Source organism: Pseudogulbenkiania sp. AW2-16 (assembly GCF_056824575.1).
The window spans coordinates 1,028,296-1,040,528 of sequence record NZ_CP157668.1; the positions used below are offsets into that span (position 1 = coordinate 1,028,296).

Annotated in this window: 10 protein-coding genes and 2 pseudogenes; 6 read left to right on the plus strand and 6 right to left on the minus strand. The window is 67.2% G+C overall.

The window, feature by feature from the left end; genetic code table 11:
* Positions 1-52 precede the first annotated feature (52 nt).
* Both ABKF58_RS04965 and ABKF58_RS04970 read left to right on the plus strand, forming a co-directional pair.
* Positions 53-1,414 carry a pyridoxal-phosphate dependent enzyme gene (locus ABKF58_RS04965; RefSeq protein ID WP_008954583.1) on the plus strand — a complete coding sequence of 454 codons (1,362 nt, stop codon included), beginning with the start codon at positions 53-55 and terminating at the stop codon, positions 1,412-1,414.
* 192 nt (positions 1,415-1,606) lie between these two features.
* Entirely contained in the window at positions 1,607-2,749 is a 1,143-nt protein-coding gene (locus ABKF58_RS04970; protein ID WP_482583621.1) for a cystathionine gamma-synthase, read from the plus strand.
* Positions 2,750-2,863: 114 nt separating this feature from the next.
* On the opposite strand, the pseudogene metH reads toward ABKF58_RS04970, so the two are convergent.
* Together metH and ABKF58_RS04980 are read right to left on the minus strand one after the other, a co-directional pair.
* Positions 2,864-6,584, minus strand: a pseudogene (gene metH / locus ABKF58_RS04975) (methionine synthase).
* 189 nt (positions 6,585-6,773) lie between these two features.
* Positions 6,774-7,244, minus strand: coding sequence for a hypothetical protein (locus ABKF58_RS04980; RefSeq protein ID WP_482583622.1), 471 nt, complete (start codon positions 7,242-7,244; stop codon positions 6,774-6,776).
* Here ABKF58_RS04980 and ABKF58_RS04985 point away from each other — a divergent pair.
* A complete protein-coding gene (locus ABKF58_RS04985; RefSeq protein ID WP_482583623.1) occupies positions 7,207-7,464 on the plus strand; it encodes a hypothetical protein in 258 nt (85 codons plus the stop codon). The genes ABKF58_RS04980 and ABKF58_RS04985 overlap by 38 nt on opposite strands.
* A 19-nt stretch (positions 7,465-7,483) precedes the next feature.
* Here the strand turns inward: ABKF58_RS04985 and ABKF58_RS04990 are convergent, their stop codons facing one another.
* On the minus strand, positions 7,484-7,999 hold the full coding sequence (locus ABKF58_RS04990; protein WP_482583624.1) for an acyloxyacyl hydrolase: 516 nt from the start codon (positions 7,997-7,999) through the stop codon (positions 7,484-7,486).
* A 328-nt stretch (positions 8,000-8,327) separates the two neighbouring features.
* On the opposite strand from ABKF58_RS04990, the pseudogene ABKF58_RS04995 reads away from it, so the two are divergent.
* Positions 8,328-8,920, plus strand: a pseudogene (locus ABKF58_RS04995) (YqiA/YcfP family alpha/beta fold hydrolase).
* A 112-nt stretch (positions 8,921-9,032) separates the two neighbouring features.
* Entirely contained in the window at positions 9,033-10,007 is a 975-nt protein-coding gene (locus tag ABKF58_RS05000; RefSeq protein ID WP_482583625.1) for a quinone oxidoreductase family protein, read from the plus strand.
* A 100-nt stretch (positions 10,008-10,107) separates the two neighbouring features.
* Here ABKF58_RS05000 and ABKF58_RS05005 read toward each other — a convergent pair whose 3' ends face one another.
* The 3 genes from ABKF58_RS05005 to ABKF58_RS05015 all read right to left on the minus strand — a co-directional run bounded on the left by ABKF58_RS05005 (position 10,108) and on the right by ABKF58_RS05015 (position 11,336).
* Positions 10,108-10,554: a hypothetical protein gene (locus tag ABKF58_RS05005; protein WP_008954575.1), complete on the minus strand. Its 447-nt coding sequence runs from the start codon at positions 10,552-10,554 to the stop codon at positions 10,108-10,110.
* 104 nt (positions 10,555-10,658) lie between these two features.
* The gene (locus tag ABKF58_RS05010) at positions 10,659-11,045 is read right to left on the minus strand and encodes a hypothetical protein (RefSeq protein ID WP_014085518.1); all 387 of its coding nucleotides are present in this window, start codon (positions 11,043-11,045) and stop codon (positions 10,659-10,661) included.
* 63 nt (positions 11,046-11,108) lie between these two features.
* On the minus strand, positions 11,109-11,336 hold the full coding sequence (locus ABKF58_RS05015; protein ID WP_294866431.1) for a hypothetical protein: 228 nt from the start codon (positions 11,334-11,336) through the stop codon (positions 11,109-11,111).
* A gap of 168 nt (positions 11,337-11,504) precedes the next feature.
* Here ABKF58_RS05015 and ompR point away from each other — a divergent pair, with 168 nt between their 5' ends.
* The gene (ompR, locus tag ABKF58_RS05020) at positions 11,505-12,230 is read left to right on the plus strand and encodes an osmolarity response regulator transcription factor OmpR (RefSeq protein WP_008954572.1); all 726 of its coding nucleotides are present in this window, start codon (positions 11,505-11,507) and stop codon (positions 12,228-12,230) included.
* Positions 12,231-12,233 lie beyond the last annotated feature (3 nt).

A 12,233-nucleotide genomic window follows, 5' to 3' on the forward strand; every position in this document is an offset into this window, starting at 1 on the left:
ACCGGCTGCAGTCCCCTGAACTCCACCCCGGCTCACGGCATGGAGGAACGCCATGAAGTACGAGAGCATTCTGGACGCCATCGGCCACACCCCGCTGGTGCGGCTGAACCGCCTCACCCGCCAGTTCGACTGCGCGGTCTACGCCAAGCTCGAATTCATGAACCCCGGCGGCTCGGTCAAGGACCGCATCGGCCAGTTCATGGTCGGCGAAGCCGAGCGCCGCGGCGAGATCGCGCCGGGCGGCACCATTGTCGAATGCACCTCGGGCAACACCGGCATGGGGCTCGCCATGTTCGCCGCGGCACGCGGCTACCGCACCGTGTTCACCATCGCAGACAAGCAATCGCGCGAAAAAATCGACATGCTGCGCGCCATGGGGGCGGAAGTGATCGTCTGCCCCACCGACCTGCCGCCGGACCACCCGCGCCAGTACATCGAGGTGGCGCGCCGGCTGGCGGTCGAGATTCCCGGCGCCTTCCTGTGCAACCAGTACCACAACCCGGACAACACCCGGGCGCACTACGTCAGCACCGGCCCGGAAATCTGGCACGACACCGAAGGCAAGATCACCCACTTTGTCTGCTGCATGGGCACCTGCGGCACCATCAGTGGCATCGGCCGCTACCTGAAGGAGCAGAACCCGGCGGTGCAGGTGATCGGCGTCGACCCGGAAGGCTCCATCCTGTACGACCTGTTCCACAGCGGGCGCGAGGTAGAGCCACACGTGTACAAGCTGGAAGGCATCGGCGAGGACTTCGTGCCGGGGGCGCTGGATTGGAGCGTGATCGACGACGTGATCCAGGTGGGCGACAAGGACAGCTTCCTGATGACGCGCCACCTGGCGCACAGCGAGGGCATCTTCGCCGGCGGCTCCAGCGGCGCGGCGATACTGGCCGCGCTGCAGGTGGCAGAACGGCTGGGCCCGGGAGACCTGATGGTGGTGCTGCTGCCAGACGGCGGCCGGCAGTACCTGGGCAAGATCTACAACGACGACTGGATGCGCGCCAACGGCTACCTCGAGGCACGGCCCGGTCTCACCGTCGCCGACGTGCTGCGCGCCAAACCGCCGCGCGCACTCGCCACCGCCGCCCCGGGCGATGCGCTGCGCGACGCGCTGCAACGCATGCGCGACCTGTCGTGCGCGCAACTGCCGGTATTCGACGGCGATGAGCTGCTGGGCATGCTGTACCGCCAGGACCTGATCAATGCCCTGCTCGCCGGCAAGGCGCTGGATGCGCTGATCGTGCGCGAGCTGCTGCGCGAACCGCTACCGGTACTCGAAGCCGATGCCCCGTTCGACGAGATCGCGCGGCGCGTGCCGAGCCAGGTGCCGGCGCTGCTGGTGCACACCAGTGCCGGCTACGACATCATCACCAAGAGCGATCTGCTGCGGGCGCTGGCCGCCGACGACTGAAGCGCGATGGCCGCCGCCGGACTGCGCAGGATGGGTGAAGGCGCTATTCCTTCGCGACGTGACGCTTGCCCACTCAGTCAGTGCCGCAACCCATCGAGCCACGCATCCGGCGCGGTGACGGGGTGCGCTACGCCCCCCATCCTACCGAGCGGCCGGGCAGGAAGAGTCGCTACACCGAAAGAGAGGCACACCATGCGTTTCTCCACCAAGGCCATCCACGCCGGGCTGGCGCCGGACCCCTCCACCGGCGCTGTCATGACCCCGGTCTACCTCACCTCCACCTTCGCGCAACAGGCCCCCGGCGTACACCAGGGCTACGACTACGCGCGCACCGCCAACCCCACGCGCAGCGCGCTGGAAGCCAACCTGGCAGCACTGGAGGAAGGCGCCTACGGCCTGGCGTTCGCCAGCGGCCTGGCGGCGGCAACGGCCGTGCTGCAAACGCTGTCGAGCGGCGACCACGTGCTGTGCGGGCAGGACCTGTACGGCGGCACCTACCGCCTGATGACCCAGGTGTTCGCCCGCTTCGGCGTCGCCTCCAGCTTCGTCGACGCCACCGACCCGGCGGCGGTTGCCGCCGCCTTCACCCCCGCCACCAAGCTGCTGTGGCTGGAGACGCCGAGCAACCCGCTGCTGACGGTGTGCGACATCGCCGCGCTGGCCCGGCTGGCGCACGCGCATGGCGTCACGGTGGTGGTGGACAACACCTTCGCCTCGCCCTACCTGCAGCAACCGCTGACACTCGGCGCCGACCTGGTGCTGCACAGCACCACCAAGTACCTGGGCGGCCATTCCGACGTGGTGGGCGGCGCGCTGGTCACCAACGACGAGGCGCTGTACCAGACGCTCAAGTTCCTGCAGAACGCGGTCGGCGCGGTGCCTGGGCCGATGGACTGCTTCCTGGTGCTGCGCGGCATCAAGACGCTGGCGCTGCGCATGCGCCAGCACTGCGCCAACGCGCTGGAACTGGCGCAGCACCTGGCCGAGCACCCCGAGGTGCTGCGCGTGCACTACCCCGGCCTGCCCGACAGCCCCTGGCACGAGCTGGCGCGGCGCCAGATGTACGCCTTCGGCGGCATGATCTCGCTGGAACTCAAGGGCGGCGCCGAGCGCAGCGCCCGCTTCACCAGCCGCACCCGGCTGTTCACGTTGGCCGAAAGCCTGGGCGGCGTCGAGTCGCTGGTCAGCCTGCCCACCGCCATGACCCACGCCGCCATCCCGCCCGAGCAGCGCCACAAGGCCGGCCTGCCCGACGCGCTGGTACGGCTGTCGGTGGGGCTGGAAGACGTCGAAGACCTGATCGAGGACATCGACCGTGCGATCGCGGCGACATGAGCGGCCCGTCTCGCCATCAAGCAAAAAACCGCCCTTGACGGGCGGTTTCTGTTGAGCCGGACACGTCCCGGCTTGGCATCACGGCGGCGCATCGCCCGGTGCGAGCGGTAAGGTTCAGGCGTTGTACCCCAAATTCGACGCCAGATCGCGCTGGGCCTGCTCCACGCTGACGCCACGGCGCTGGGCGTAGCTCTCCACCTGATCGCGGCTCACCTTGCCAACGCCGAAGTAGCGCGAATCGGGGTGGCTGAAGTAGAAGCCCGACACCGCCGCGGTGGGCAACATGGCGTAGCCTTCGGTCAGCGTCATGCCGATGGCCGGGGCGTCCAAGAGTTCGAACAGCTCCTTCTTCACGGTATGGTCCGGGCAGGCCGGATAGCCCGGCGCCGGGCGGATGCCCTGGTATTGCTCGTCGATCAGCGCCTCGTTGTCGAGCTGCTCGTGCGGCGCGTAGCCCCAGAACTCGGTGCGCACGCGCTGGTGCATCAGCTCGGCGAAGGCCTCGGCGAAGCGGTCGGCCAGCGCCTTGAGCAGGATCGCCGAATAATCGTCGTTGGCGGCTTCGAAGCGCGCCACGTGCGGGTCGATGCCGAGGCCGCCGGTGACGGCGAAGACGCCGATGTAGTCCTCAACGCCGCTGTCCTTGGGCGCGATGAAGTCGGCCAGGCACCAGTCCGGGTTCCTGTTGCCGTCCTTGTCGGTCTTGACGATCTGCTGGCGCAGGCCGACCCAGGTCATCAGCCGCTCGCCGCTGTCGGGGTGGTAGATCTCGATGTCGTCGTGGCCGACGCTGGCGGCCGGGAACAGCCCGATCACGGCGTTGGCGGTGAGCCATTTCTCGTCGATGATCTGCTTCAGCATGGCCTGGGCGTCGGCCCACAGCGCGCGCGCCGACTCACCCACCACCTCGTCGGACAGGATGGCCGGGTAGCGGCCGGCCAGCTCCCAGCTCTGGAAGAACGGCGTCCAGTCGATGCAGCGGGCGATCTCGGCCAGTGTCGTAGTGCTCGAAGCGGCGCACGCCGAGCCAGGACGGCTTGGGCGGGGTGTAGTTCGCCCAGTCGATCTGGTGGCGCTGTTCGCGGGCTTCGGCGATCGGCAGCAGCTTGGCCTCGCCGCGGCCCTCGAAGATGGCGCGCGCCTTGGCGTAGTCGGCGGCGACCTCCTCGACGAACACGTCGCGCAGCGTGTCGGACAGCAGGTTGGAGCACACGCCGACGGCGCGGCTGGCGTCCGGCACGTAGATCACCGGGCCGTGGTAGTTGGGGGCGATCTTCACCGCGGTGTGCACGCGGCTGGTGGTGGCGCCGCCGATCAGCAGCGGAATGGTAAAGCCCTGACGCTGCATTTCCTTGGCCACGTGGCTCATTTCTTCCAGCGACGGGGTGATCAGGCCGGACAGGCCGATGATGTCGGCCTTGTGCTCGATCGCCGCGTCCAGAATCTTCTGGCACGGCACCATCACGCCCAGGTCGATCACCTTGTAGTTGTTGCAGCGCAGCACCACGCCGACGATGTTCTTGCCGATGTCGTGCACGTCGCCCTTCACCGTGGCCATGATGATCACGCCCTTGGCCGGCGCGTCCTGCAGGCCCATGGCGATCTTCTCTTCCTCGATGAACGGCTCGAGGTGCGCCACGGCGGCCTTCATCACACGCGCGGATTTCACCACCTGCGGCAGGAACATCTTGCCGGCGCCGAACAGGTCGCCGACCACGTTCATGCCGTCCATCAGCGGGCCTTCGATGACGTGGATCGGGCGCTCGCACTTGAGGCGGACTTCTTCGGTATCTTCGACGATATAGGTGGTAATGCCCTTGATCAGCGCGTGTTCCAGGCGCTTCTCCACCGGCAGGCTGCGCCACGCCAGGTCCTCGCCCTTGGCTTCCTTGGCATCGCCGCGGAAGCTTTCGGCCAACGTGATCAGCGCCTCGGTGGCGGCCATGCTGTCGTCGCCCTGCATCAGCACCACATCCTCGATGCGCTCGCGCAGCACCGGGTCGACCTCGTCGTACACCTCCAGCGCGCCGGCGTTGACGATGCCCATGGTCATGCCGCGCTTGATGGCGTGGTACAGGAACACGGCGTGGATCGCCTCGCGTACCTTGTTGTTGCCGCGGAACGAGAACGACACGTTGGATACGCCGCCGGAAATCTTGGCGTGCGGCAGGTTCTGCTTGATCCAGCCGGTGGCCTCGATGAAGTCCAGCCCGTAGCGCGCGTGTTCCTCGATGCCGGTGGCGACGGCGAAGATGTTGGGGTCGAAGATGATGTCTTCCGGCGGGAAGCCCACCTCGTCCACCAGGATGCGGTAGCTCTTCTCGCAGATCTCGACCTTGCGCGCGTAGGTGTCGGCCTGGCCGGCCTCGTCGAACGCCATCACGATCACCGCCGCGCCGTAGCGGCGGATCAGGCGCGCCTGCTCGACGAACTTGTCGACGCCTTCCTTCATCGAGATCGAGTTGACGATGCCCTTGCCCTGGATGCACTTCAGGCCGGCCTCGATCACCTCCCACTTGGAGCTGTCGATCATGATCGGCACGCGCGCGATGTCCGGCTCGGCAGCGATCAGGTTGAGGAAGCGCACCATCGCGGCGTGGGCGTCCAGCATGCCCTCGTCCATGTTGATGTCGATGATCTGCGCGCCGTTTTCCACCTGCTGGCGCGCCACGTCGAGCGCGGTGGCGTAGTCGCCGTTCAGGATCAGGCGCGCGAACGCCTTCGAGCCGGTCACGTTGGTGCGCTCGCCGACGTTCACGAACAGGTCGCTGTCGCCGATGTTGAACGGCTCGAGGCCGGACAGGCGGCACTTGGGCTCGAGCGCCGGCAGCGCGCGCGGCGGCAGGTCCTGCACCGCCTGGCAGATCGCCGCGATGTGCTCCGGCGTGGTGCCGCAGCAGCCGCCGACGATGTTGATCAGGCCCGATTCGGCCCACTCCCTGACGTTGACCGCCATGTCCGCCGGCGACAGGTCATAGCCGCCGAAGGCGTTGGGCAGGCCGGCGTTGGCGTGCACCGAAACGAAGGTGGACGAGATGCGCGCCATTTCCTCGACGTAGGGACGCAGCAGGTCCGGCCCCAGCGCACAATTCAGGCCAAAAGAAATTGCATCGGCATGCGAAAGTGAGTTGTAAAATGCCTCTGTCGTCTGACCGGTCAGGGTACGGCCGGACTGGTCGGTGATGGTGCCGGACACCATGATCGGCAGCCGGGTCGCCTCCGGGTGCTCGTCGAAATACTTGTGGATGGCGAACACCGCCGCCTTGGCGTTGAGCGTGTCGAAGATGGTTTCGACCAGCAGCAGGTCGGCGCCGCCCTTGACCAGGCCGTCGATGGCCTCGGTGTAGCTCTCGACCAGGGCGTCGAAGGTGACGTTGCGGTAGCCCGGGTCGTTGACGTCCGGGCTGATCGAACAGGTACGGTTGGTCGGCCCCAGCACGCCGGCGCAGTAGCGCGGCTTGGCCGGGTTCTTCGCTGTTTCGGCGACGCACAGCTCCTTCACCAGACGCGCCGCGGCGTGGTTGATCTCCCACACCAGCGCTTCCATCTCGTAGTCGGCCATGGCGATCGAGGTGGCGTTGAAGGTGTTGGTCTCGACGATGTCGGCGCCGGCATCGAGGTAGGCCTGGTGGATGCCGCCGATGATGCCGGGCTGAGTCAGCACCAAGAGGTCGTTGTTGCCCTTGACGTCGCAACGCCAGTCCGCAAAACGTTCGCCGCGGTAGTCCTGTTCGGTGAGCTGGTGGCGCTGGATCATGGTGCCCATGCCACCGTCCAGAATCAGGATACGGCGCGACAGGTGATCGTATAGGGTGGGGTTGGTGGCGATCGTCATGGCAAACAAGTGGTTATCGTCTAAAACGGGAAGGTGGCGTCATCGGTCTGGCATCTTACCATGCTGTCCGTACCGAACCCGCCAACCTTTAAGAAGAAGAGAGCAGAAGCTTATGTTCAGGGCGCATAAACCGGTGCTGGCGATGGTGCTGGCCTTAGGGGGGGACTGTCCGCGCAGGCGGCAGCGGTATTACGCATCGGCGTGTCGGATTCGGACGGCCCGCCCATCGTCGAGCTGGCCAGCGATCCGCAGCAGGGGCTGGTGGGCGGCCTGTACAAGGAACTGGGGACGGCGCTGGCGGAAGAACTGGGCACCACGCCACAGTTCATCGTGGTGTCGCGCAAGCGGGTGGAACAGAACATCGAGGCCAACAAGGTCGACATCCACTGCAACGCCAACCCCTTGTGGTACGGCAACGCCAGCCGCTTGGGCTGGACCCAGGAGCTGTACCCGCAGGTGGAACGGCTGATCGCGCTCAGATCGAACCACCCGCTGCGGCATCTGGACGAACTGGCGGGCAAGCGCATCGGCACCACGCGCGGTTACCACTATCCGGCGGTGGAGGCGCTGTGGGCCAGCGGCCGAGGCCACGCGCGTGGACGAGGCGCGCATCGAGCTGTTGATGAAATCGCTGCAGAAGAAACTGATCGACGTCGCCATCCATTCCGAACTGGAATTCGCCTACTGGGCGCGCAGCTACCCGTTCGAGGCGCGCAAGCTGGAGATGCTGCCGGTGGTGGTGTCCACCATGCCGACCATGTGCGCGGTGGCCCCGGCCAGCCGCTACAGCGTGACCGAGCTGAACCAGGCCATCGCCCGGCTGCACAAGAACGGCAAGCTCAAGACCATTCTCAAGGCCTATCAGTGGCAGGCCAATTGAGCACGGCGTGGCCTCTCCCTCAGTAACGTAGCTGATAGTACAGCGAATAGGCTTCGATGCCGTCGTTGGGCTGCTTGAGTCCGGCGTTGGAGTAATGGATGGCGCGCAGGCCGAGGGCGTGGTGGGCGCCGAAACGCAGGCCGATGCCGATGCGGTCCTCGAGCTGCAGCGCGCTGCCCAACTGGTGATCCTCGATCTGGGTATGGCGGAACGCGGCAAGGCCGATGCCGGCCTCGACGAAGGGACGGATGTCGCTGTTGCTGAATTCGTAGACCAGCACCGGCGAGAACGACAGCGTCTGGTTGCTGGCGGCCTGGTCGCCGGCCCAGTGGGTCAGGCCGACGTCCCAGTAGCCGGTGAGGCGGCCGGTGGGGCTGTTCCACCAGCTCTGGGTGAAGTCCTGCTGCAGGCCCAGGCGGTAATAATCGGACCCCTCCCCGCTTTTCCCCAGCGACAGCGACAGATCAAGCGCCTGGGCGGCAGGCATCAGGGCAACGGTGAACAGCAAGCCGGCGACGATGGTACTTGTTTTCATTATCGGCATCCTTTGACGGCAGACCGGTGACGGACAAAGGCCAGTTAAAAAAAGTATAGTGGTCCGCATGTCATGCACAAGGCGATGCGCTCATCCGCCTTCCATGCCGGCCCCGCCCCTTTCACCAACCTCGCTTACAGAACCTGTTCACGATCTGTCGCGAGCAGCGCAGGAACCGGAATGTACTAGAGTACATGAGGCTTCCTGATCGCTGAGCGAATCACTGCGTGCCAATCTTCGATTGGCTCAGTGATAGATTCACACGCAGTGCACATGAGCCCCGATCAGGGATGCGCAGCAAGATCGTAAACACGTTCTCAGGTCAGCCATGCCACACATCGTCTATCTGCACGGTTTCAATTCCAGCGAACACTCGGCCAAGGCGCAAGAAACCGCGGCCTTTCTCGACCAGTGCGGGTTGGCCGAAACGTTTCACTGCCCACGCCTGCCGCCACACCCGGCCGATGCCATCGCCGCCGCCACGGCGCTGCTGCAGAGGCTGCCGGCGGACACGCTGCTGATCGGCAGTTCGCTGGGGGGTTCTACGCCAGCTGGCTGGCCGAGGCGCTGGGGCTGCGCGCGGTGCTGATCAACCCGGCGGTACGCCCCGACCGCTCGCTGGCCGCCTATATCGGGCCACAGACCAACCCCTATACCGGCGAGCAGTACACGCTCGGCGAGGCCGACCTGACGGCGCTGCGCCGGCTCGCCGTGGAGCGGCCCAACGCGGAGCGCTACTGGCTGGTGCTGGGCACCGCCGACGAGGTGCTGGACTGGCGCGAGGCGGTGCGCCACTACCGCGGTGCGCGCCAGACCGTGTTCTTTGGCGACGATCACCGCCTGGCCCGCTGGCCGGAATGCCTGCCGGGGGTGCTGGCATGGGCGGGCGACGAGTGCCGGGAACAGGTGGACGAGACGTAACGCCGCCCGCTGTTCGCTGCACAAAACAGCCTGTTCTGCCACGGCCATTGCGCGGCCGGCGCCGCCGCGACACTATGCCGAGCTAGACCGACATCGCTTGAGGAGACCCGACATGACGCTTGCCATCCGCTTTTACCAGACCGGTGGACCCGAGGTGCTGCAGACCGAAACCGTGGAAGTGGGCGCGCCCGGACCGGGCGAGGTGCGGCTGCGCCATAGCGCCATCGGCGTCAACTTCATCGACACCTACGTGCGCAGCGGGCTCTACCCGGCCAGCCTGCCATCCGGGCTCGGCACCGAGGCGGCCGGGGTGGTCGAGGCGGTGGGCGCCGGCGTCGACCAGGTGCGGGTGGGCGACCGGGTCGCCTACTGCGGCGGCCCGCTCGGTGCCTACAGCGGCGAGCGCCTGATCCCGGCGGCGGTGCTGGTGAAGCTGCCGGACGAGATCGGCGACGAACAGGCGGCCTGCATGATGCTGCAGGGCATGACCGTGGAGTACCTGATTCGTCGCACCTACCCGGTGCAGCCGGGCCAGACCGTGCTGTGGCACGCCGCCGCCGGCGGCGTCGGGCAGATTGCGGTGCAGTGGCTGAGTTCGCTCGGCGTCAACGTGATCGGCACGGTGGGCTCGGACGCCAAGGCGCAGCGGGCGCGCGAGCTGGGCTGCGCCGACGTCATCAACTACAGTACCGAGAACGTGGTGGAGCGGGTGCGCGAGATCACCGCCGGACAGGGCGTGCCGGTGGTGTACGACTCGGTGGGCAAGGATACCTTCGAAATCTCGCTGAACTGCCCGGCGCCGCGCGGCATGTTCGTCAGCTTCGGCAACGCCTCCGGCGCGGTGCCGTCGTTCGCCCCGCTGCTGTTGGCGCAGAAGGGCTCGCTGTACTTCACCCGCCCCCGCCTGGGCGACTACACCGCCAGCCGCGCCGAGCTGGAGGAATCGGCCAACGCGCTGTTCGAGCGGGTGCGGGCCGGCGCGGTGCAGGTTGCCCCGTCGCACCGCTACGCCCTGGCCGACGCGGCCCAGGCGCACCGCGACCTGGAAGGGCGCCGTACCACCGGTTCGCTGATCCTGCGGCCGTAACCGCGCGCCGTTTGCTTTAGCGCCTGTTCAGGCTCTTGGGCGAAAAGTGGCCGACGCCCGCACGGGGTCGGCCACTTTTTTGTATTTATCGCGGGATGGGTCAACGCATCGCCTTGGCGACGCACTCGCGGTAGTCCGCGCCGTAGCGTTCGCTGCAGGCCTGTTCCGCCTCCGCCCGCTGGCGGCAGCGCTCGGGCGCGGCGGCACGGGTGCAGTCCGGTGCCGGCAGGCGCTCGCGGATGCACACCCGGCGCGCCTCGCCGCGCTGTGAATCGCAGGCCTGCTGCGCCTGCTGCAGGGCCTGGCAGGCACGGGGGTCGCGGCTGCGGAAGCAGTTGAGGGGCGGGGTGAACAGCTGCTCGCATTCACGCTGGTGCTCGAGCGGCAGGTCGGAACACGACAACTGGCCCAGGCGCATCAGTTCGCAGCGCTGCGGGGCGATGCTCTGGCTACAGGAAAGCGCCAACGGCTCCGCCGACCAGCCCGTCATCGGCCAGCCTGACAACAGCGCCATCACCCCCATGGCCAGCATCTGTCGCCGCAGCATCCATCCCCCCTGTGAAGCCGACTTCCTTCAGGCGGTGGTCATGTGCAGCGCGGGCCTCCACGGCCTCCACGCTGCGTTGCCCCTTGCCCTGCGGTTGCAGGCTGTCAATCGCCACGGTCGCGTTCGTTGGCTTGTCGCCGCTTGTCGCGCCAGTAGCGTCTCTTGTTATCCGGAGCACCCGGGCCTTCCCCGGCCGAGTTGCCCGGCGCAAACGGCCAGTATTCGCGCGGCGACGGGCGCTGCTGGCGGGCTTCTTCGCGGCTCAGGTCGCCATTGCGAATGGCTTCCTTGAGGCGCAGCTCGCGCAGCCGCCGCATGTCGCCGTCCTGGCCTTGGCCATCCTGGCCCCGGCCGGCCTGCATCCAGCCCGGCGGCGAGAAACCGCCGCCGTCCATCCCGCCACCGGGAGGCCCATGCCGGCCGGCCAACGCCGGCGGCGCCAGAACCAGAACGAGACAAGCCGCCAAACCGGCGAAGACGCGATGTTTCATGCTTTCATTCTATCCTGTGCCAAGCGGACCTGCCATCCGTCGCATGCACGATATCGGCAGGGTTCAAACGTCGGCCTCGAACGGCCGCTGGTTGGCGCGCCAGCCGAGTTCCGGATAGCGCTCCCGGCTCGGGGGGGCGAGCGCGGGGCGCTGCTGCTGCACCGGCGTGCGGGACAGCGCGGAGGGGGAGAACGGGGTAGCCGCTGACGGCTGCGGGGCACCGACCCAGAGGCCCAGGGCGCCACCGCCGAGCATGGCCAGCAGCACGAGCGGAACGGTAGTGCGGATCATGGGGAACTCCTGACAGCGAGGGGATGCTGCCAGTGTAGGGGGCGGGTGTTGCCGAACCGTGTGCAAATCCGCGCCAAGTGTTAACGAGTTTGAAGCCGGCGGCACGATGTAAAATCTGTTTACTTTCCGGGCTGACACCCGCTACCGCGACACGCTACTCTTGGCATTATGGAAAACAGCAAAATCCTGGTCGTCGACGACGACGCCAAACTACGCGACCTCCTGGTGCGCTACCTCGGCCAGCAGGGCTACACCGTGGACACGCTGCCGGACGCGCGCGAACTGCAGCGCAAGCTGGCGCGCAACCGCCCCGACCTGATGGTGCTCGACGTGATGATGCCGGGCGAGGACGGGCTGGCGGTGGTGCGCCGGCTGCGCGCGCAGGGCGAGATGGTGCCGGTGATCATGCTCACCGCGCGCGGCGAGGACATCGACCGCATCCTCGGCCTCGAGATGGGCGCCGACGACTACCTGCCCAAGCCGTTCAACCCGCGCGAGCTGGTGGCGCGCATCCAGTCGGTGCTGCGCCGTCACAACGCCACGCCGGCGCTGGCGGCACGCCACGAGGAGGGCGACGCCATCGAGTTCGGGCCGTTTACGCTGCACCTCGGGCGGCGCGAGCTGACCCACCAGGACAAGGTGGTGACGCTGACCAGCGCCGAGTACGCGGTGCTGGCGGTGCTGGCGAGCCACCCGCGCCGACCGATGACGCGCGAGCAGCTGATGGAGATGGCGCTGGGCAAGGGCAACGGCGAATCGCTCGACCGCAGCATCGACGTGCACATCTCGCGCCTGCGCCGCGCGCTCGACACCGATGAAGGTGGCCCGCGCTACATCCAGACGGTGTGGGGCTACGGTTACGTGTTCGTGCCCGACGGCGCGCCACGGGAATAAGGA

Coding starts and splice junctions, on each gene's coding strand:
- ompR (WP_008954572.1), top strand. CDS start 11,505: ATGGAAAACAGCAAAATCCTGGTCGTCGACGACGACGCCAAACTACGC.
- ABKF58_RS04980 (WP_482583622.1), bottom strand. CDS start 7,244: ATGGCGACGTCGATCAGTTTCTTCTGCAGCGATTTCATCAACAGCTCG.
- ABKF58_RS04990 (WP_482583624.1), bottom strand. CDS start 7,999: ATGAAAACAAGTACCATCGTCGCCGGCTTGCTGTTCACCGTTGCCCTG.
- ABKF58_RS05010 (WP_014085518.1), bottom strand. CDS start 11,045: ATGAAACATCGCGTCTTCGCCGGTTTGGCGGCTTGTCTCGTTCTGGTT.
- ABKF58_RS04985 (WP_482583623.1), top strand. CDS start 7,207: ATGAAATCGCTGCAGAAGAAACTGATCGACGTCGCCATCCATTCCGAA.
- ABKF58_RS04965 (WP_008954583.1), top strand. CDS start 53: ATGAAGTACGAGAGCATTCTGGACGCCATCGGCCACACCCCGCTGGTG.
- ABKF58_RS05005 (WP_008954575.1), bottom strand. CDS start 10,554: ATGCTGCGGCGACAGATGCTGGCCATGGGGGTGATGGCGCTGTTGTCA.
- ABKF58_RS04970 (WP_482583621.1), top strand. CDS start 1,607: ATGCGTTTCTCCACCAAGGCCATCCACGCCGGGCTGGCGCCGGACCCC.
- ABKF58_RS05015 (WP_294866431.1), bottom strand. CDS start 11,336: ATGATCCGCACTACCGTTCCGCTCGTGCTGCTGGCCATGCTCGGCGGT.
- ABKF58_RS05000 (WP_482583625.1), top strand. CDS start 9,033: ATGACGCTTGCCATCCGCTTTTACCAGACCGGTGGACCCGAGGTGCTG.